19 protein-coding genes are annotated in these 19,728 nt (G+C 37.8%); 10 read left to right on the top strand and 9 right to left on the bottom strand.

Annotated elements, in window-relative coordinates; all coding sequences use genetic code 11:
* Position 1: 1 nt before the first annotated feature.
* The 8 genes from VXK47_RS07090 to rd all read right to left on the bottom strand — a co-directional run bounded on the left by VXK47_RS07090 (position 2) and on the right by rd (position 4,109).
* Entirely contained in the window at positions 2-322 is a 321-nt protein-coding gene (locus VXK47_RS07090) for an XdhC family protein (RefSeq protein ID WP_435548074.1), read from the bottom strand.
* Complete coding sequence (locus VXK47_RS07085; protein WP_435548073.1) at positions 319-1,086, bottom strand: XdhC family protein; 768 nt, start codon at positions 1,084-1,086, stop codon at positions 319-321. The genes VXK47_RS07090 and VXK47_RS07085 overlap by 4 nt, the downstream gene beginning before the upstream one ends.
* Positions 1,087-1,115: 29 nt before the next feature.
* Positions 1,116-1,556: an iron-sulfur cluster assembly scaffold protein gene (locus VXK47_RS07080; protein ID WP_435548072.1), complete on the bottom strand. Its 441-nt coding sequence runs from the start codon at positions 1,554-1,556 to the stop codon at positions 1,116-1,118.
* Between the two features lie 36 nt (positions 1,557-1,592).
* Positions 1,593-1,787: a hypothetical protein gene (locus VXK47_RS07075; RefSeq protein WP_435548071.1), complete on the bottom strand. Its 195-nt coding sequence runs from the start codon at positions 1,785-1,787 to the stop codon at positions 1,593-1,595.
* A gap of 7 nt (positions 1,788-1,794) precedes the next feature.
* Positions 1,795-2,811 (bottom strand): VWA domain-containing protein, encoded by a 1,017-nt coding sequence (locus VXK47_RS07070; protein WP_435548070.1) that lies wholly within the window; start codon positions 2,809-2,811, stop codon positions 1,795-1,797.
* A 3-nt stretch (positions 2,812-2,814) separates the two neighbouring features.
* The gene (locus VXK47_RS07065) at positions 2,815-3,195 is read right to left on the bottom strand and encodes a hypothetical protein (RefSeq protein ID WP_435548069.1); all 381 of its coding nucleotides are present in this window, start codon (positions 3,193-3,195) and stop codon (positions 2,815-2,817) included.
* Complete coding sequence (locus VXK47_RS07060) at positions 3,167-3,316, bottom strand: hypothetical protein (RefSeq protein ID WP_435548068.1); 150 nt, start codon at positions 3,314-3,316, stop codon at positions 3,167-3,169. Before VXK47_RS07060 ends, VXK47_RS07065 begins: the two co-directional genes overlap by 29 nt.
* Before the next feature lie 100 nt (positions 3,317-3,416).
* Positions 3,417-4,109: a rubredoxin gene (gene rd, locus VXK47_RS07055; protein ID WP_435548067.1), complete on the bottom strand. Its 693-nt coding sequence runs from the start codon at positions 4,107-4,109 to the stop codon at positions 3,417-3,419.
* Positions 4,110-4,519: 410 nt separating this feature from the next.
* On the opposite strand from rd, the gene VXK47_RS07050 reads away from it, so the two are divergent.
* The 3 genes from VXK47_RS07050 (at position 4,520) to VXK47_RS07040 (ending at position 7,587) form a co-directional block, all read left to right on the top strand.
* Positions 4,520-4,783: a MoaD/ThiS family protein gene (locus tag VXK47_RS07050; RefSeq protein ID WP_435548066.1), complete on the top strand. Its 264-nt coding sequence runs from the start codon at positions 4,520-4,522 to the stop codon at positions 4,781-4,783.
* 344 nt (positions 4,784-5,127) lie between these two features.
* The gene (locus VXK47_RS07045) at positions 5,128-6,864 is read left to right on the top strand and encodes an aldehyde ferredoxin oxidoreductase family protein (protein ID WP_435548065.1); all 1,737 of its coding nucleotides are present in this window, start codon (positions 5,128-5,130) and stop codon (positions 6,862-6,864) included.
* A gap of 120 nt (positions 6,865-6,984) precedes the next feature.
* Positions 6,985-7,587 carry a hypothetical protein gene (locus tag VXK47_RS07040; protein WP_435548064.1) on the top strand — a complete coding sequence of 201 codons (603 nt, stop codon included), beginning with the start codon at positions 6,985-6,987 and terminating at the stop codon, positions 7,585-7,587.
* A 134-nt stretch (positions 7,588-7,721) separates the two neighbouring features.
* On the opposite strand, the gene VXK47_RS07035 is transcribed toward VXK47_RS07040, so the two are convergent.
* The gene (locus VXK47_RS07035; protein WP_435548063.1) at positions 7,722-8,924 is read right to left on the bottom strand and encodes a FlgO family outer membrane protein; all 1,203 of its coding nucleotides are present in this window, start codon (positions 8,922-8,924) and stop codon (positions 7,722-7,724) included.
* A 528-nt stretch (positions 8,925-9,452) separates the two neighbouring features.
* Here VXK47_RS07035 and VXK47_RS07030 point away from each other — a divergent pair.
* From VXK47_RS07030 to VXK47_RS07000, 7 genes are all read left to right on the top strand, one after another.
* Positions 9,453-9,644 carry a hypothetical protein gene (locus VXK47_RS07030; RefSeq protein ID WP_435548062.1) on the top strand — a complete coding sequence of 64 codons (192 nt, stop codon included), beginning with the start codon at positions 9,453-9,455 and terminating at the stop codon, positions 9,642-9,644.
* A gap of 128 nt (positions 9,645-9,772) precedes the next feature.
* Positions 9,773-11,611 carry a toprim domain-containing protein gene (locus VXK47_RS07025; RefSeq protein ID WP_435548061.1) on the top strand — a complete coding sequence of 613 codons (1,839 nt, stop codon included), beginning with the start codon at positions 9,773-9,775 and terminating at the stop codon, positions 11,609-11,611.
* Between the two features lie 403 nt (positions 11,612-12,014).
* Complete coding sequence (locus VXK47_RS07020) at positions 12,015-12,563, top strand: hypothetical protein (protein ID WP_435548060.1); 549 nt, start codon at positions 12,015-12,017, stop codon at positions 12,561-12,563.
* A gap of 261 nt (positions 12,564-12,824) precedes the next feature.
* Complete coding sequence (locus tag VXK47_RS07015; protein WP_435548059.1) at positions 12,825-13,394, top strand: hypothetical protein; 570 nt, start codon at positions 12,825-12,827, stop codon at positions 13,392-13,394.
* A gap of 85 nt (positions 13,395-13,479) precedes the next feature.
* On the top strand, positions 13,480-14,202 hold the full coding sequence (locus tag VXK47_RS07010) for a hypothetical protein (RefSeq protein ID WP_435548058.1): 723 nt from the start codon (positions 13,480-13,482) through the stop codon (positions 14,200-14,202).
* 1,279 nt (positions 14,203-15,481) lie between these two features.
* The gene (locus tag VXK47_RS07005; protein WP_435548057.1) at positions 15,482-18,871 is read left to right on the top strand and encodes a helicase-related protein; all 3,390 of its coding nucleotides are present in this window, start codon (positions 15,482-15,484) and stop codon (positions 18,869-18,871) included.
* A gap of 14 nt (positions 18,872-18,885) precedes the next feature.
* Positions 18,886-19,611: a hypothetical protein gene (locus tag VXK47_RS07000; protein WP_435548056.1), complete on the top strand. Its 726-nt coding sequence runs from the start codon at positions 18,886-18,888 to the stop codon at positions 19,609-19,611.
* Positions 19,612-19,728: the final 117 nt, after the last annotated feature.

The raw sequence follows: 19,728 nt of genomic DNA, 5'->3' as shown, positions 1-19,728 counted from the left end.
ATTAAAAATAAGGTTCGACAAAAATCAGCATTTTGCCGCCGCATACGTCTCCGCCTTTAGTGCCTAAGTCATCGGTAAGATCCGCTTCTATCAGCGCAGGTTTTTTTTCGGTAAGCAGACAGCGAAGAGATGCGCTGCGGACCTGATTTTCACCGCAGCCGCCACCGATTGATCCATAAGTTTTGCCATCCGCACAGATAAGCATTTTTGCACCTACCTCACGCGGTGTTGATCCTGCTGCCTTAATAATAGTTGCAAGACACACAGGTATGTTTTGTTTTTGAAATTGCGCCAGCTGTTCAAATATTTCTTTATCGTTCATTTCATACCTCTTATGGCATTGCTTAAAGCCTTAGCCTGGTCTACTCCCTTGCGTCGCACACACACAAGCTCAGCTGTTATGGAAAGAGCGATTTCTTCCGGTGATTCTGCGCCTATCGGAATCCCGATCGGAGTGCAGATATCTGCCAGCCTTTCTTTTGGTATCCCTGCTTTTTCCAGCATTTCAAGAACAAAGCTCACTCTGCGGCGGCTCCCGATAAGTCCTACATAAGCTGTAGGGTGAAGAATTATTTCCTCAAGGCATTCTGCGTCATGCTCATGCCCTCTTGTGATAATAACTACAAAGGAAGAATTGTGTATCGGAATACGGCGAAGTGTGGTTATAAAATCATCAGCAATTACCTCGCATCCCGGGAAACGGGGCTGGTTTGCAAAGTCAGGCCGGTCGTCTATCACTGTAACGGCAAAGCCGACCTGTTGCGCAAACTGTGCAAGAGGAATTGCTATGTGTCCTGCTCCGCATATTAATAGTTGGGCACTTGTAGATATAAAATCAAAAAAAACAGTCAGACCGGCTCTTATTTCTACAAGTTTCTTTTCCTGCTGCGTGAAAGCTTTTAAGGCAATGTCACAAATTAATTGGCCGGTTTCTTTGTCTTTTATTTCTCCTTCCATTGTCCCGTCTTTATATATAATAGTCTTTGTGCCAGGGGAAATACTATTATCAGAAGAAGAAACCACGGTTGCAAGACAAAATATTTCTGCTTTTGAGATAAGGTCGTTTATTCGAAAAATTATATTCATAGATACCGTCACTTTTAGAAGTTATAGTTTTAGCGGGTTTTCTCATATTCCTCAAGCACTGCATGCAATATTTTTATGCTTGAAAGAGGGCAATCATGCTGTTTGCCGAGCAAGCCTTCAAATGGAGCTAAAATATCATCTTCGGTCAACATTTTCGCCTCTTCAATGGTTTTATCTATGGCAAGAGTTGTCATCATGCTTAATTCTGCAACTGTACTTTTGCAACCATTTGATTGAAAACGCATTGCAAAGATTTTCCCTTCTTCTACAATTATCCAGAGTTCTGCAATATCGCCACATGCCGGATCTTTTGCGAAAACATAAACATCTGCAAGTCCTTCGCACATATCACCGAAATTGCGCGGGTTTTCAGCATGATCTTTTATCAGCTCAGCAGCACTCACAGGTGCTGTTTGATCTGAATCTTCTATGAATTTTCTATTAAGCACGCAATCATGGTGTTCATCCATTTGAAATATATTTCCTGATAAATATTTTTAAACAGTTTATATCTTTTTGATGATTTCTATAAAAGCTTCCAGGTTTTTCAGATTATGGCATGGAAGAAAATAATCAATATAGGGCATAGCCGCCGCCATACCCATACATAGTGGCTCATAATTATCGTATTTCAGATTTGGATTAAGCCAGATAATCTTTTTAAAACCTTTTTTAAAAATAATCATCTGTTTTTTCAGCATTTCAACATCACCCTTTTCCCAGCCATCGCTGAGAATTACAAGGATTCTGCTTTTTTTTTCTAAGTTTTCCCCCATAAATATCATTAAAATCACGAAAAGATCCGCCTAAATTAGTACCGCCTGACCAGAACAGGACGTTGCGCGAAAGCATGGAAAGAGCAACTCTTATAGAGCGGTAGCTAAGCAGATCGGTTATTCGTTTTAGCTGGGTGCCGAATACAAAGGTCTCGGTATCTCTGATATGTTTTTGCATCTCATAGATGAATTTGATTAAAAAAGTGCTGTAAATATCCATTGAGCCGCTGACATCGGCCAGAACTACCAGTTTTGAGTGTTTCGGCTTTTTTTCTTTTTTAAAAATATTAACAATTTCTCCGCCTTTTTGCCTGGACTGGCGTATGGATTTGTTAAAATCTATGATTTTCCCTTTATAACTTGACTTAAACCTTCGCCCTCTTTTTTCCTTTATTTTAATTCGCAGCGTTTTGAAAAGTTCGTCAAAAACTAAAAGTTCTTCAGGCCGGACATTTTCAAAGTCTTTCTCCTTTAGAGTATCTAATAAAGAATAAGTGGGCAGGGATACAGCTTCGGATGGCGGTTTATTTTCTTCTTCCCGGTTTTCTTCCGATTTTTCTTTTTCATCCTTTTTATCAGCAGACAGTTTTGCCTCAGCGTATTGTTCACCATCCTTAGTTTCGGAATTATTTCTGTGTATGCTCAGTAAATCATCTTCCTTTTTCCAGAACTGATCAAAAAGCTGATCAAAAACGGGAAAGTATTTATGGCTTACCAGCATTGTTGTTTTAAGAGCCATATAAAATTCAAAGCGGCTTTTAATATCAGCATGCTTTATGGCAGCCATTGCGTCAAGTTGATTCGTCATATGAACGGGAACCCGGTTAATGCGCAACAGATCGGCAAATATAATAATACGTTTAATCAGCTTTTCGGAGCGTTGCTGATAGTCCTTTTCGTCAAATTCCCTGTTAACCTTTTTTATTGTAACTATAGGAGGTTGAGCCAATGTTTATTCCTCAGGATCGGCTTTGGACTCTATCAATATTTCGGTTTTCATATCCTTAAAACGTTTAACATCTTCCTTGAATTTAAATAAACATCCGCAGGTCAGATCCATAACCTCTTCATCAACATCTTCTTTTTCAAGAATGGTTAATGCCTGGGACCAGTCTATGGTTTCGGAAACACCCGGACGCTTATAAAACTCCTGATCTCTTAATTTTGCCATGATCCCGGCAATTTTTTTGGCAAGATAATCGTTTATGGCAGGAATTTTTGTTTTAATGATTTCCATTTCCCTTTCCGGATCAGGATAATCAATATAATGATAAAGACAGCGGCGCTTAAGCGCATCATGAAGCTCACGCACCTGCTCCGGGTTCCCCCTCAAGAAGCAAGGGTTTCTCCATTGCAAGTGAGAGGTATATCACAAAGGCAAGCTGATCATCGCAAATATAAGAATTTTCTTTCATTGCCTTTTTAATTTGTTCTGTTGACAGTGGTTTTTCCATTACAACCTTATTTATGAGTCATCAGCTTTAATTAATAATAACTATCTGGCTATGTTACTAATCTTACCCATCTGAAAAAGTCAACATTTTTCAGGATTTTCTATTCGGGTGAAAAACTGCTTTTATCCGCCCCGCAGACAGGACATACCCAGCCATCCGGCAGATCCTCGAACTTTGTTCCCGGTTTTATTCCGTTATCCGGATCTCCGGTTTCAGGATCATAAACATATCCGCAAACCGAACAGGTGTATCTTTTTGCTTTATCATCCTGTTTCTTTGCTTTTGGTTCCTGTGCCTGGTATGTGGGCGCATTTTTCGGAGATTTGCCTCCTTTGACCAAATGATAATATGCATAAGTCATAGGTTCTTCATCATTTATGATATCGCAATTTTTTATCTCTCCCAGAAAAATCCGGTGTGTGCCGCAGTCCAGCTCTTTGATAACCTGAGCCTCGATAAAAGCCACACAATGATCGGTAACAACAGGTACGCCGGTTTGCCCGGTTTGATAATTTATGCAATCGAATTTATCCGTTTCGCGGCCGCACTTAAAACCGAAACGTCCGATAAATTCCATGGGTGCTGATACAGACAGCATGGATACGGAAAATTTACCGCTTTCTTTAATGAAATCATGCGTGAGGTTCTGCTTGTTTATGCTAACCGCAATTGTTGGAGGTTCCGATGTTACCTGAAAAGCAGTATTTGCGATCTGACCGTTAAGCTTATCGCCACTTAAAGAACTTATCACATATAAACCGTAGCTTAGCTTGTAAAGAGCCGATTTGTTCATAGATTATGTCTCCTTTAGTTATTAAAATACGATAAGAATATTGGATGAGAGGTTTATCATTGTAAAATGCATAATCGTATCTGTAGCCTTTTTGCGATCTGTTATGGCATCAATGTCATAACTTATTGTATATGCAAATAATCCATATTATTTTATTGTCTTAATTTCTTGATAAGCATATGAAATTTTGAGTTTATATCCCATAAAATTATTCGGCAATCTTTTTTTAAAAGAGTTTCAAAGAATTTGCCTTAATTGGTTATTGGCATCAAAAATCAATAAAGGATGCTGATGGGATTTTATATGATGAGAAAATGAAACAGCAGTTTTGCAGTGCAAGATAATTTATCGGTTTTTATACTAAAAAATGCTGTCCCGTTTTATAATTAAAAGTGAATAAAAGGGTATAAATGAAAAAAATTAATATCGAACTAAGATTGTTTATAACTTTAAAACAATATCTGCCCGAAGGATCATCAGAAGGAAGGGCTGTTATGTCTTTTGATTATGGCTCAACAATTGGAGATATAATAAGCATCTTAAATATACCGGTTGATCAGCAGAAGCTTATATTAATCAATGGTGTATCTCAAGGGATATCCGATGAGATTAATACCCGTGTTTTAAATGACGGAGACATTGTAAGTATGTTTCCCCCTGTAGGCGGAGGATAATTATTCCTTCAGCTTTTTCTTCCAATTATCTGAAAAAGGATGTTCAGGATTAAATGAATTTATTTTCTAATGATTTTATCAGGGCTTCAGGCCTTCTCTGAATTTCAGCGATATCTGCCGGGAAGATTGTGATTATACAAAGCATGAATGTAGTAAGAACATTATTATGTTTTGTTATGGCAACAGTGTCATAACATATTGTTTATTCAAATAAAAATTGTATAAAATTCTTGACAATTGACTATAATAAGTTAAATAAAGTTGTAGACTATCTTAAAGGAAATGTTCCACTTTTAGTAAAGTATAATCACATCTTTCAACATTCAAGAAATAGGAGCTTGCTAATGGATAAAATTTTAAGAATTAACATGGGCGCAGAAGGCGGTCCTTCTTTTGCAATAAACTCTCTTGGCGATTACGCAGGACTTGGAGGAAGAGCCATGACCTCCGCTATAGTTTCAAAAGAAGTTCCTCCCTTGTGTCACCCTCTCGGTGCTGATAACAAGCTTGTAATTGCTCCGGGTCTTTTGAGCGGATCACTTGCTGCGATGTCTGGCAGAATTTCAGTAGGCTGCAAAAGTCCTCTTACCGGTGGTATAAAAGAATCAAATTCAGGAGGACAACCCTCACAGGTTCTCGGAAGACTTGGATATGCGGCTATTATTTTTGAAGGAAAGCCTAAAGATGATACTCTTTACAAAATTATCATTAATAAGGACGGAGTAAAAATAGTTGCGGACAACAGCCTTAAAATGCTTGGCAATTATGATCTTGTAGACAAGATAAAAAAAGAATTTGGTGACAAGATCTGCTGTATATCGATTGGTCCTGCAGGAGAAATGAAAATGTCGGCAGCTTCTATTGCCTTTACCGATATGGAATTAAGGCCTACCCGTCATGCAGGCCGTGGCGGTACAGGAGCAGTAATGGGATCAAAAGGTGTAAAAGCTATTGTATTAGATGATGCCGGAATGCCGAACAGAGCGCCGAAAGATCCTGAAAAGTTCAAAGAAGCCAATAAAAATTTTGTTCAGGGACTTAAAAAACATCCTGTAACAGGTGAGGGCTTGCCTGCTTTAGGAACAAATGTACTTACCAATATAATCAATGAAGCGGGAGGATTTCCTGTAAACAATTTTAAATTTGGAAAATTTGAAGGTGCTTCAAAAATCAGTGGTGAAACGGAAGCAGCAAATGAGAGCGCCCGCGGTGGTATTGTAACTCATGGTTGCCATAGGGGCTGCGTTATCAGATGCTCAGGAATTTATAATGATAAGGACGGTAATTATTTAACAAAGCAGCCTGAATATGAAACCGTTTGGGCGCATGGAGCAAATTGCGGTATAGACGATCTTGATGCGATTGCCATGCTCGACCGTCTGGATGATGATTTTGGTGTAGATACCATAGAAATGGGAGCAACAATCGCAGTTGCAATGGATGCAGGTCTTGCAAAATTCGGAGATGCCCAGGCTGCCATAAATCTGGTTAAAGAAGTTGGAAAAGGAACTCCGCTTGGCCGTATACTTGGAAACGGAGCTGCAGTTACAGGCAAAGTATTTGGTGTGGAAAGAGTTCCTGTTGTGAAAGGTCAATCCATGCCTGCTTATGATCCACGGGCTATTCAGGGTATGGGCGTTACTTATGCAACAAGCACAATGGGTGCAGACCATACGGCAGGTTATGCTGTAACCGCAAATGTTCTTGGAGTGGGAGGAAAAGTCGATCAACTAAAAGCAGATGGCCAAATAGATCTTTCAAGAAATCTTCAGATAGCAACAGCTGCTGTTGACTCTACAGGAATGTGTTTATTTATAGCCTTTGCTATTCTGGATCAGGCTGATACTTTCCAGGCACTGCTTGATGTTCTTAACGGTTTTCTGGGTACGAACCTGACAGGAGACGATGTTGTGGCTCTAGGAAAATCCGTACTTAAGAATGAAAGAGACTTTAATGAAAAAGCCGGTTTTACTTCAAAGCATGACAGGCTTCCCGAATTCTTTAAAAACGAACCGCTTCCGCCGCACAATACAACTTTTATTGTAAAAGATGAAGATCTGGACCAGGTTTTTAACTGGTAATTTGTTTTTTCATAAAATAAAGGGAGAGGCTTATAAAGTTCTCTCCCTTTTTGCTTTATCGATGAGTCTTAATCCATAAGGAAAATATGTACCTGTTATAAAAAAAGGTTATTGCCTCATATGAGTTTGCATCTTCCACACCTTATATTAAGTTGTGAGCAAAATAGCATTTTTCCCTTCCACCAACTGCTTCAAAGCGGCTTTATAATAAAAGCAACAGTCGGCTGCAATATCAGAGAATTTTTATGTAATAAACAACTTGTTGAAAATGATTATCTTGACAGCAGGATACAGACAATCTTTCTTGATGGAAAACCGGTTGATGATGTTGATTCGGCAATAGTAAAAGACGGATCAACTCTTTCACTTTCCGCTGCAATGCCAGGGCTTGTGGGTGCTACATTAAGAAAAGGCGGATTCTTTGCCGCAATGAGAACATCTATTTCCTATCTGCCGGGCAATGCCGACCGTAATTTATATGAGGGCAAAGTAATCATAAAGCTGTTTAACCTGGTATCAAAAGAATTAGGACCGGAATTTTTGAATCGTGGGATCATAATTGCCGGTCATACATTCTCTGATCTAATAAAATCAAACAGCGATATAATTGCCAAAGGATTTATATCTGCTATACAGGATGGGAAACAAATGGGGAAAGACATTTTTTTTAAAGTAAAATGGGAAGAAAAAGATGAAATTTTTCTTCAAATTACGTCTTTATAACAAATCTATCAAATGCTTGTCCTGATTTTGAGCCGGTCCAGTATGGAGCGGGTTAGGGTTCGGGCGCATGGAAGCATCCGTAATATCTGAAAATTATAAGTTTGAAATAATAAAATGCTGTTTAACGGCAGGGGTTATCTAAGGCGCTTCAGGTTTTTAAGCGCATGTTTTTGCAGCTTCCTGTTAGGCGCACTATTTGAAACAGTTTCAAGAGTTGATATATATTTGGCTTGCCCTGATGCTCCAAGTGCATTGCAAAGCCCGGCCATGGCGCTAACATAATCCTTGTCATTCGAAGAGCTGTTGTATCCTTGCAGAAGTTCATCATTTACCACATCAAGGATCTTCTCGTCGTTTCTATAATGTTTTGCAATAATTTTAGCTGCTTCTTCTTTATCTTTAAAATTTGAGGATCTCAGCATACCGGTAACATCGTCAGGGCTATCGCTTGTCTTTGAAGCAATTGAAGATATTGAAGATGATAGCCTGGAAAAAAGTGCCGATCCTCCTGCAATTAAACCGCTGTCGCTTGTTTTTGAAGAGCTTCCCGATGAGGAGAGGGCCTTATCTAAATCTTTATCCGTAGTCGCTGCTTTTTGCGCTACCGGCTCAAGATCTCCTGCTATATTGCTGACAAGCTGTCCGTAAGAAATAGAGTTTGGGGATTCTTCCTTTAGTATATCACCCTCTGCGACTTTATCCCTTACAGACGTAATTTTTATTTTACCTGTTTCTATGCGCTGGACGTCAATTATTGCACCGGTTTTGGGGTGTTTAATTACTTTTCCCTCTTTATAAACTAAAAACTCCATATCCTCTTTAACACCGGCCATCTTTCCAAGGTCAATGGTGACTTTTAATCCGGATCTATTTACAATATAACCTTCCAGCGGAAAGTTTTTTATTATTTTTCCGGACATCTGAACAACCAGATCCTGAAGCTTCACAGTTGTGGTGCTTTTCACGTTTTCGGCTGCAATTATGGAAGCAGTTTGCACATCGATTATTCTTGCATTTATTTCAATTATATTCTGAAGTTTCATAACAGAACCGCTTATTATGGTTTGGGCCCCGAGAAATTTTCCTATCTTAGTTGCAGTACTTGCATCCACAACACCGGACATCGACAGTTTTTGTTCATCTAATAATTTTTTTAGTAATCCTCTTTCGATGACTTCAAAACGTCCTGATTTAACAAGGGCTGTTGTAAACCACTCCGCAACTATTACACCCATATCCTGAGTTTCAAAACCCTGGCCCTCAAGCTGAAAGTCAAGGACAGCAATCTTGGTTTTCTTGAAATCAGAAGATGCTGCCAATACCTGAGATTGAAACATTAACAAAATAATTGATATGATCAAGAATGGGGGAATGATTTTTTTCATAGGGATATTAGAACTATTATTTTAATAATTTAATTGGTTTTTATGCAATAGGGTGGAAAAAAGAATCCAAAATAAAAAAAGGAACCAACTCAAAAGAGCTAACTCCTGTTTTTTATCAGATAAATTGGCGTCCCCAACGAAACTCCTGATTTATCCGTCTTTTATCATTATACTCAAAAAGGGCTATAAACATTATGAATTCTATCAAAATAACAGAACACACTCCATGCATGTTTGTAATTCCAAATAACATAACAATATAATAATTACAGTATATTATCAAACCACTATACCGAAATCCTGCTTTAATTATCCATATCCGCTTCTTTCCACTCTATTTCCAAAACTAATCACTAAATCTTAAGACACAAAAAAAGTGGTTGTAAAAAACCAGTATAACACGGGAAGCAGAAAAAAACGGCTTATTGGTATCATAATATATTAAATACATTATATATTATACACACTAAGGAGGCAAGCATGAAATTTATTAAGTTTTTATTGTTGGCGGTAGGCACGTTCGTAGTGCTCGTAGCCCTGCTGTGGGTAGTAATCAATTTATGGTGGCTCATTCTCGCTCTAGTGGCATTGTTTATTGCTTATGAGATTACGTGTGAAGGCGATAAGGAAGAAACTTGTGAGGAACATAAAGGTAAAAATACTACATCATAGCATCCTTAAACAGTTATATTGACAAAGAAAATACAATTTACTGTACCGATAAAAGATGCTATACGTTAGCTGGACAATTTGGTATACTTGAATGATAACTTATTTATTATATTACTATTATTTAGCATATGAATTCTAAAAAATTTGACCATATACAACTTAAATCCGAAACTTATCTGGAACAGATAATTCATTTTGCGGAAAGTCTGCTCGGTGTTAAGTTCCACTCCACAGGTGATAAGAGATATAGCGCCTACTGTCCCTTCCATTCCGACAATAAAGACAGTTTCAGAGTGTATGTTAATGGCAAAGATGAAGTCCGGTTCCACTGTTTCGGTGCTTGCCATAGTGATTGGGACATCTACGAAATCATTATGCTTAGAAATAAATGCGGTTTCAAAGAGGCACAGAAGGTATGGTCAGAATATTTGGGGATTAAGGATTTTTCTCCGTTTAATGGAAAAAGTTCGCATATTCCAGAACCTGACACAGAGCATGAACCTGATGATGATGTTTCATTTGCAGAACCGGAAGTTGATAATGAAATTATTACCGCATTGGATGAAGGAGCCAACTTTTACAATAAACTTTTGCTGTCAAATGAAGAAAAGTTCAAAGACATATTCGCTTATCTTCTCCGCCGGGGCGTCGGAAAAGAATTAATCAGCAAATTTAATATTGGCTACGCCCCTCCGTATTCAGATGAGCTCTATGAAGGCAGAGCCTTAATTTATAACTTTCTTTCCCGATTTGAAGACGACTACAAAACATTTAATCCCTTTTTCAAAGCAAGTTTGGTACGGCTCTTAAACGATGAAACCTCGAAAGCATACTTTTATTATCGAAGTCAAATCGACTTCTCCAAAAAGGACATGTTTTCCAACAGCAATGGAGATTACTTTGCCGGTAAAATTATATTTCCGATTTACAATATAGATGGCAGTATAGCCGGTATTATAGGCAGACGCCCTGATAATCGGGGTATGCGTTGGATGAAAACAAAAACAGATACTTCAATGAGTACAAAGAGCTGGCTGTATGGCATTGATAAAGCCAGTCGATATATCAAACAATATCGAGCGGTCATTTTGGTTGAAGGCATTTTTGATTATTTTGCATTTTACAATATACTACAAGACCAGGAAAAGCCAATAGTACTTTCGACCCTGGGTTCACATCTTACAAAAGAGGCGCTGAACATTCTCAAAAGCCTTGGTGTCAAACACTTTGTGGTTGCGTATGATGGCGATGAGGCAGGAAGAAAAGGTATCTTAAAGATTGCCTCAGAAGTCGAGGGAAAGGTTTATTTTCTTGGCGGGCTGAAAGAAGGGCAAGACCCGTATGATATGCTAAAACACGCTGTAAACGCAATTAACGGCTTTTCACTGGATAGATTGATGACCTCTGCATCGAAAATGCAGGAGAAAACGGACAAGCCTGTAAACATCCACATTATGTCTAGAGGTAGTTCAAAGCGTAGCGATGTTGTTTTCGAGGCAACAGATACAGGAAACACATATGATTTTTTAAAGGGAAAATCTGATGCAAAGGAATTTATTTATGACGTTAACGACTTCCTGCCTCTTCTGGCTTATGACCACAGCAATAAGGTGATGCTGGACGAAAATCTTCAACAGATAATTAAACTGCTCGAAGCACGCCCTGAAAAGCCAAAGTCAGAGAAGGTTTTTACTATACCTGTAAATTTCTTAAAGACGGAAGGATATGACGATTTAGGACAAGCGTTAATTCTCTGGATAAGACTTGTAATCGAACAGCAAACAAGAAAGCGGAAAATTGCCGAAACAGATGAGACATTGGCAGACTGGTTGAAAACATCACGGCAGACTATCAGCAAGCACAAGACCAGGCTCAAAAGTCTCGGTTTTCTGAATATCGATGCAAGTAAAAAACTTCAAAAGTTATCCGTTCGGTATTTTTCTAAGGAAACCGTGTATACTGAATAAACTATTTAGTATCACCATCTATACAGCATTCCGTTTTATATTCTTAAAGGGGAGCGGTATGTCTGAAATAATGAAAATATATAATGGTATATAAGAGTTATCGGTGTTATTTATAGTATGACCTGTAAAGTGCGGATTGATTTATCATCGACAGAAAAAGAAGTCTGGATACTGTTGAATAGGCATACAGGATAGTTGGGATTTTCAATATATGATTATCGCTAATGGAACAAAAAATGAAACTCCTTTTGTCATAATTATGATTATCTGAAAACAGATTATCAAACATTTTCGTGGAAACTATTAGATTTTTATCGCAAATTATAATAGTAACTTATGGTAGTTGATCGGAAAAGAATTTATCATTAAAGAATATTTTTTTAATACTTGAAAGGAGGATAAAATGGGGAAAACTGTTTTTTGGACTTTCATGTTACTTGCTTCGACTTGCATATCATTTTTTGTCGGCTCAACTTCATGTTGGGGAAAATCCTTGTATGCTACCGAATGCTGTCAAACATACAATGGTCCCAATAAAAGTAGTGGTTTCTTTTTCTTTTCACATTCTGCCCAGAAAGCACTTACTTTGGATGATAGAGAAAAATATGAAATCGTTAAAGAACAAGGAGATTGGGTACAAGTAGATGTTTTTGGTAAGACACCTTGGGTTGAAAAAAAATGTATGACTAGCCAGCTCACATATAATAAAGAAACACTTAAGAAGTATGCTCTCGTGTGTAGAACAAAAGAACAATACAATGAATATGTTAAAAACAGAAATAACAAAGCATATGCAATGAGTATGTTGGCTACAGGCAAATGCTTGTGTAATATGACTAATGCAGAAGTCCGCGTGGAAATATTGGAGGGCATATTCCCGAAGGTTAAAGTTAAAGTATATTGGGGCGATGAAATATTTATTGGTTGGACTGAGCCAACAATGATTAACTGATCAAAGTTGTTGCAATCACAAAAAATTCATGTAATCAAAAGAACTAGTATCTCAACTTTCTAAGAAAAGAGGCGAAAGATAATGATAAAAAAAGTGATGCCCAACCAAATCTATATATTATCCTGGATCATATTATTAATGGAAGAAATTATATCTAAAATTATGTAATGATATATAACTGTTATTGGTGTTATGTATAGTATAAATTGTAAAGTTATGTTTTTAGGCATATTAATTGTTAACCGTTAAAAGGGGGCCAAAATGATACGAAGAGTTCTGGTTGGTTGTTGTGTTGTCCTATTGCTTGTATCTACTTTTGCCTATGGGCAACAACCAATCCAAAATGAACCTGTTACGAAGTTGGAGCAATTTCTGGCTAAGAAAGGGAAGCTAATCATAAAGGATACGCATGAAGCTGGTGTTCTTAACGGGCAGTATGGAACAAAAATAACTGTTGACGCAATGACGATTTATGAGCCCGGTAAAGAAACAGACAAAATTAGTGGGCTTCGGATTGAAGTTCGTGAAGGAGGCAGGCTTGAACGGAGTAATACCTCCTTTTTGGATATGGACGAAGTAGAAAGTCTTTCTCAAGCCATTTCATATATGATAACACTGTTAGGAAAGTGGCAAGGCATTAACCGAGAGTATACAGAGGTGATTTTCTCTACAAAGGGGGATTTTATTCTGGGTATTTACCAGAAGGGCACCAAAGTAACGGCTTTTTCTAAGAGTGGCATAATAAGCCCAGCAAGCTGCTATTTTGCCACGAGTGACTTGTCAACACTTAAGGTGATAGTCGACAAAGGCAATTCTCTGTTGGCTCAATGATAACGATCGCATCAACTTGGTCTGGCAATTTCGCTGCGCTCCATTGCCAGCCGGTTACGAACTCGTTATACATGGAAGGTAAAAGATGACAAATAGTGAAGTTTTCGGAATTATTAAATTTTTTAAGGATGATGAATATCTATCCCAATTATGTGGAGGAAAACTTTTCTGCAATACGCCAGAGTTTTACCGACTTCATAATGAAATAGGCATTTCGGACCGTTCTGAAGGCTGTACTTGGTCCTTTAGGCAAAGTCGTGGTGATACTGGTGCAAAAATCGTAGTTGGTGGCCATTCGATAGGAACATTGGCTAATATCACTTTTAGATCTACTGGAATGAAAGATGGCTGGCTACATTGTTGGACAACCTTGGTAATGCCCCAAGATGAAGCGGAACTCGAGATTTTAGTAAATGACATAAAGCGCATCAGGAGTGAGTTCGGGCTCAATTATGCTTATATACCACCAGCCAATATTAACCCTTTTATAGAATACATAAAAACCTTGACCACTCATGAAGTTTCAGCTGGCAACATTACGTACAGTGAAAAACAAAGAGAGTGGTCTCCAATATGTAAGAGTACAAGTTACCAATACCAACGGGAGTTCAGGATTTTAATCGGAGAATGCCAGGAATTATCTACAGAACCGCTTATTATTCAAAATCTGAAAGACTTCGATGATTTTATTATGAAAAATATCAGCATAGAAATTTCAAGTATTGATGGTGAATGGATATGGTTTGGAATTAATGGCACCCGAGATATTGTTCACAATAAAAAAAGGACTGAGATTACAGTCATATAAAACAATACGTTCAAACAAGGTATCAACGGTATTAAGTGCAACGGCAAAATGTCGCTACGCCATATGCCGAGCGTTTACTCTCTTTCAACCTATCATCCTCAATTCTGATGATTATCCACCATTAAGACTTTACAGGTGTTATCTAAATAAACTCTTGCAACTGGGCTTTGCTATCGTCATGAATATTTCTGCGCTTGTGAAGAACTACCATTATGGTCATCTTATTAACAGCCTGCCGATTATGTCCATAAAAACCATTCCTCATCAATAAAATAAAAAGTGTGTGTGAAAACCACCCGCAGAACCATAAATACAGACATTCTCCCATCTCAGTTAGATCGTAATAGTATAGTAGTAACATGCTAATTTAGCATACAATCACTATCCCATCCCTCTATCCCTTTCCATAAAAACGATCTATCCTTAAAGCCAGTTTTCTTGAGAACAAAACCCCCCATAAAACAACCGGAAATAGCTGTTATTATAGGCAGTAAACCCTTGTATTAACGAGTAGCTTCAGGAAACCGATGTTGTGAAGAATTGGATATTGTTCCAGTATCCCGTGCTTTACGATTTAAGGAATAAAAAAGGAAAGAGATAAAGCATAGGAAATATTTGAAACAATGTTATGTGAATTTGAATAGAGGTAAACGGGATGCTAAATTAAACTTAAAGATAGAATGTGCAATACAAAATAATAATATAATAATTAAAGTATCATATAAATGTTATGCCAGTATGCCGTCCCACAGAACAGCGTTTTCCCTTCCAGCATCCCGTCCTTCAACCCATCCCTTTGCTTTCCAGCACCACAGAAAAAGCAGTGATAAAAATTCAAAGCAGCACAAACAAACAGTTAAAACATCGTTAGAAGCACACTTGTATTCAGTTTATCCTTCACATAATATCTGTTAAAGTCGTCTACTCTTTATTTCCGTTGTTGTTATGCATATTCAGGGACTTTATCAACAAAGTGAAGATTTATAGGCCGCCGGTGGAAATTTCCACTAAAAAATGAGAGCTTATAGTACATATCAAAGGTTTTCTGGCTGGCGGATATCCTGTTATTATGGAAAGATATACCAAAGCGAAAAAGGCTTATTATACCATCCCATAAAAATCAATATCTGGTGATTTTAGCTTATCTATGATATTGAACACTTAATTTTTCAATTTGTACTTGCCACTAAACTGTGGCAAGAATGGCCCATTTTCTAAATCACTTTGGTCAACTAACGTGTGGTGTATTCTAAATGACTCTCTTCGCAGGCAGGAAAAAATGATACTAGATAACGAAAACAATAACTTTAAAGTTCATGAATGGATTTCGGAATACACTGAAAACGGGAAACTGGATATTGTGACAGGCTATTTCACTATTGCCGCACTTGCTTATTTATCCGAGAAGGTAAATTCTAAAATCACGGACTTTCGATTCATCCTTGGTGATATTGTAAATGTTACTCCAGAAGAGAACCGACCTCTTGATTTATTAAATGAAAATATAACAATTGAGGCTGCTTTAAAATTGAACAAACTTTCCAGAGAAGCCGTTCGTTTCCTAAAACAGGATAAAGTTGCCGCTAAAACCCTGGAGCCCAATTTTTGCCATGCCAAAAATTATCTTTTTTCACCTGATAAAAATGATGACAGGAATAAGTATTTTATCTCAGGTAGTTCCAACCTTACGGAGGCAGGCCTTGGGTTAAAAAAAACAAACAATGTAGAATTGAACATTGCAGAAACCGGGAATAACAATCAATATAAAGAATTGGTTAAATGGTTTGAAAATCTATGGAAAAAACCTCAAGCCCATAAAAATAAAACAGTCATTTCCAAGGACGGCTCAAAAGAAAAAATTGATTTTAAACAATATTTAATCAATGAGATCGAGAAGATATTCGTTCAATATACGCCAAGAGAAATATACTATAAAGTACTCTTCGAACTGTTCGGAAGTCAAATTCTTGATGAACAAAACGACCCAGAATTCAACAGGCAGATTGGCAGATTAGAAAACTCGGTAATTTATAATGTGCTTTATGAATTTCAAAAAAAAGGAGTGCTAAGTCTTATCAGGATGCTTCAGAAATATAATGGAGCTATACTTGCGGATGCCGTTGGTTTGGGCAAAACATGGACGGCATTAGCTGTTATTAAATTTTTTCAGTTACAGGGAAGGGAAACACTTCTGTTGTGTCCCAAAAAACTGGAAGCAAATTGGAACCGTTATAAAAAACATCAGGAATCCCGATTTGAAAAAGATCAATTGGATTATTTTATCCGGTTTCATACAGATATGATTGATGAGAGATTGGAAAGATATTGTGACCGGGCCGATAAATACTTCACCAATGAAAAACCCAAACTTATCATTATTGATGAAAGTCATAATCTTAGAAATGATAAATCAAAGAGATATGAACTGCTCATGAAGGATATCCTTCAAAAAAATGAGGATATTAAAGTGCTGCTTTTATCGGCAACACCAATTAACAATTCTTTAAATGATATTCGAAATCAGTTCAAGTTAATGGTGCAGGGCAATGTGCACGGTTATGATGAACAATTAGGCGTTAAAAACATTGATTATTCTTTCAGGACGGCACAGAGAGAATTCAACAAATGGCGGGAAAACGAACATCCTAAGATCAGCGAATTTATTAAAAAATTACCGGCCAGTTTCTTTACCTTAACTGATTCATTAACCGTAGCACGAACTAGAAAGATGGTTGAAGGCCAGCAGGATGCTTTAACGTTTCCTATCAAAGCAAAACCAGAAAATATTTTTGTTACTCCAAAACAATTAGGAAATTTTGATTCGTTTGAAGAGCTTTTCGACCATTTTCCGCCCAAACTGTCTGGATACCAGCCATCCTTTTATCTGGAAGCAGATAAAAAAAAGGATAAAGATATTCTCCACGATGAACGGCAGCGGGATTTATTCCTGGTGAAAATGCTATATATTCTTCTGGTGAAACGACTCGAATCTTCCTGGTTCTCTTTTTATTCCACAGTAGGAAAGGTAAGAGCTCATCATCAAAACGCACTTGATAAAATTAAAGCATACCAGAAGAACCATTCAGATACCACCATTGAACACGATGAATTTGCTTTATTTGAAGATGACGATCTTGAAAATGAAATAGATGAATTCACTCTAGGCGAAAAAAGAAAAGTCCGTCTGGCTGATATTGATAAAAATGGTAATTTGGATGTGTTTAAAAAGGATCTTAAACAAGACATTGATGCGTTAGATAATCTTTTTATCAATATGCAAAAATTTGAGACCCGATTAAACGAAGAGATAAAAACTCCCGGCAATCAAAAAAGCGCTGATGATAAATTAGAACGGTTGATTTCAAAAATAATTGAAAAACGGCTCAAAGGTGAAAATGATCACAATCAAAAGGTAGTTATTTTTACAGCCTATCGTGACACTGCTGTGTATCTGTTTGAGCAATTAAAAAACCGTGGGTTTGATAAAATCGCCATGGTCTCAGGAACGGGCTCAGAAACAAGCGACAGCAAAGAAACAACCAAAAATTTTGAGCCGATCTTAGAACGCTTTGCGCCCTATACCAAACTTTTTAATGAAAAAGAATGGGATTTTGAAACAAAAAAGAAAGACAAAAAATCCTTTTATGAATGGAAGATATGGATCGCCGAAAATCATCCCAAAGTCCATGACAGGTTAGCAAAGCCCTTAGATATTCTCATTGCCACGGATGTCTTGAGCGAAGGGCAGAATTTGCAGGATTCAGATATGGTGATCAATTACGATATACATTGGAACCCGGTAAGAATTATTCAGCGTATGGGGCGTATTGACCGGTTGGGAAGCCCCAATAAAAATATTTTCGGCATCAACTTCTGGCCTTCCAATAATATTAACGCCTACCTTAACCTGCAAGGTAGGATTGAACAACGAATGGTGGCTATGAAACTGGCTGGTGCGGAGGTTGACCATCAATTCTCGGAAACATTCTCAGAAATGATTCATGATGAATCACTGGATCAAAAAATGAACGCCCGCATGATGAAACTGATGGAAACAACCTGGGATGATATTGAAGTGTCGGATGAAGGACTTGGCTTTGATGACCTCTCATTAGAGCGTTATCGGCAGGACTTACTGGAAGAGTTCAATAAAGACAACAATAAGTATTTAAGAATGCCAAAGGGCGTTTATACCGGCTTTAATGCTGATAATAACATTTGTAAAGAAACCGGTATTATTGCGCTCCTTGGATATCCGGCCAGACCATCCAAAAACCCGGATTATGAATATCAACTTTTTGATCTGATTTATATTAATATGCAGGGGAAGGCGGTATTGTTAAATCAAAAAGAAATCCTCGACGCTATGTCAGTGCATAAAGATAAAAACAGATTTGTGCCTGACGATGTAGACAGGGGTGATGAAGATGTAATTAAAGAATTGGTAAATGCCGTGAAAGGATGGCTTAACGATCAGGCCGCGGAAATCGAACTACAATCCGATGGAACCGAAAAAGCAGTAATGGGTAAAGAAGCCCGGGATATATTGACAAAGCTCAAAAGAGGAGACAAAGGCAGTTTAACCAGGTTAAAACAAAACACTAAAACCAGTGAAAAATATCAACTAACTAATTTTGATTTAATTGCCTGGTTTCTGGTCACAGCATAAAAGGGTATAACATAATGGATTTAAGCAGATTCAATCGGATGGATTTTCTACCTGCCTTAAAGGTATTGTTTAAAGACCTTCAAGTTCCGATTAATTATTTAGCCGACGAGCCGACTTCCGCCAGAAGTATTTTAAAGGATACCTGGAAAGACAATGCTGCCTTTAATCTGATGAAGGATGTTTATTTCCTCGGCATGGTGGATGATGCCGCTTTTGCCGGGAATAAAAGTATAGATACGTCAAAAATCAAATCGGATTACGATGGCGTTCTTATATTTGGCGTTACCTTGAGTGAAAGGGAAAACAACCGTCTGCCCAGCCGTTCTCAGTTAGCGGAAATCGCCAGAGCATTTAACCGAGAGTATTTTTATACCCCCGTTATTGTGGTATTTAAATATGGCATGTATTTAGCTTTCGCTAATACAGAGCGGTTGAAATACAAACAGGAGTGGCGGGAAGGAGAAAAAGCCGGCAAAGTTTCACTGCTGCGAGATATCGATCTCATAAACCCCCATGCCGGGCATGAACGAATTGTAAATGATTTAAAAATCCCTGATAGCGGTAAAAACAAGGTTGATTCCTTTGCAAAGCTATACGCCTACTGGCAGGATGTGTTCAGTGTTAATATCCTAAACAAAAAATTCTATCAGGAGATTTCCTACTGGTATTTTTGGGCAATCAAAGAGGTCGCATTTCCCGATTCACCTGTTTCTTTAGTATCTAAAGTTTCACCGAAATGATGCATGGTTTACTCACGCGACCATCCGTAACAGCGCGTCCACGAAAGATTTTCGGGAGAGTTTCTGGTTTTTGTTGCAAACGGCATTAAAATCATCAGCCAACGCGGCCTTGGCGAT

Origin of the sequence: Desulfobacterium sp. N47, from assembly GCF_051233685.1 — a bacterium.
Taxonomy (GTDB): domain Bacteria; phylum Desulfobacterota; class Desulfobacteria; order Desulfobacterales; family RPRI01; genus RPRI01.
This window is presented reverse-complemented; position numbering and strand designations above follow the sequence as displayed.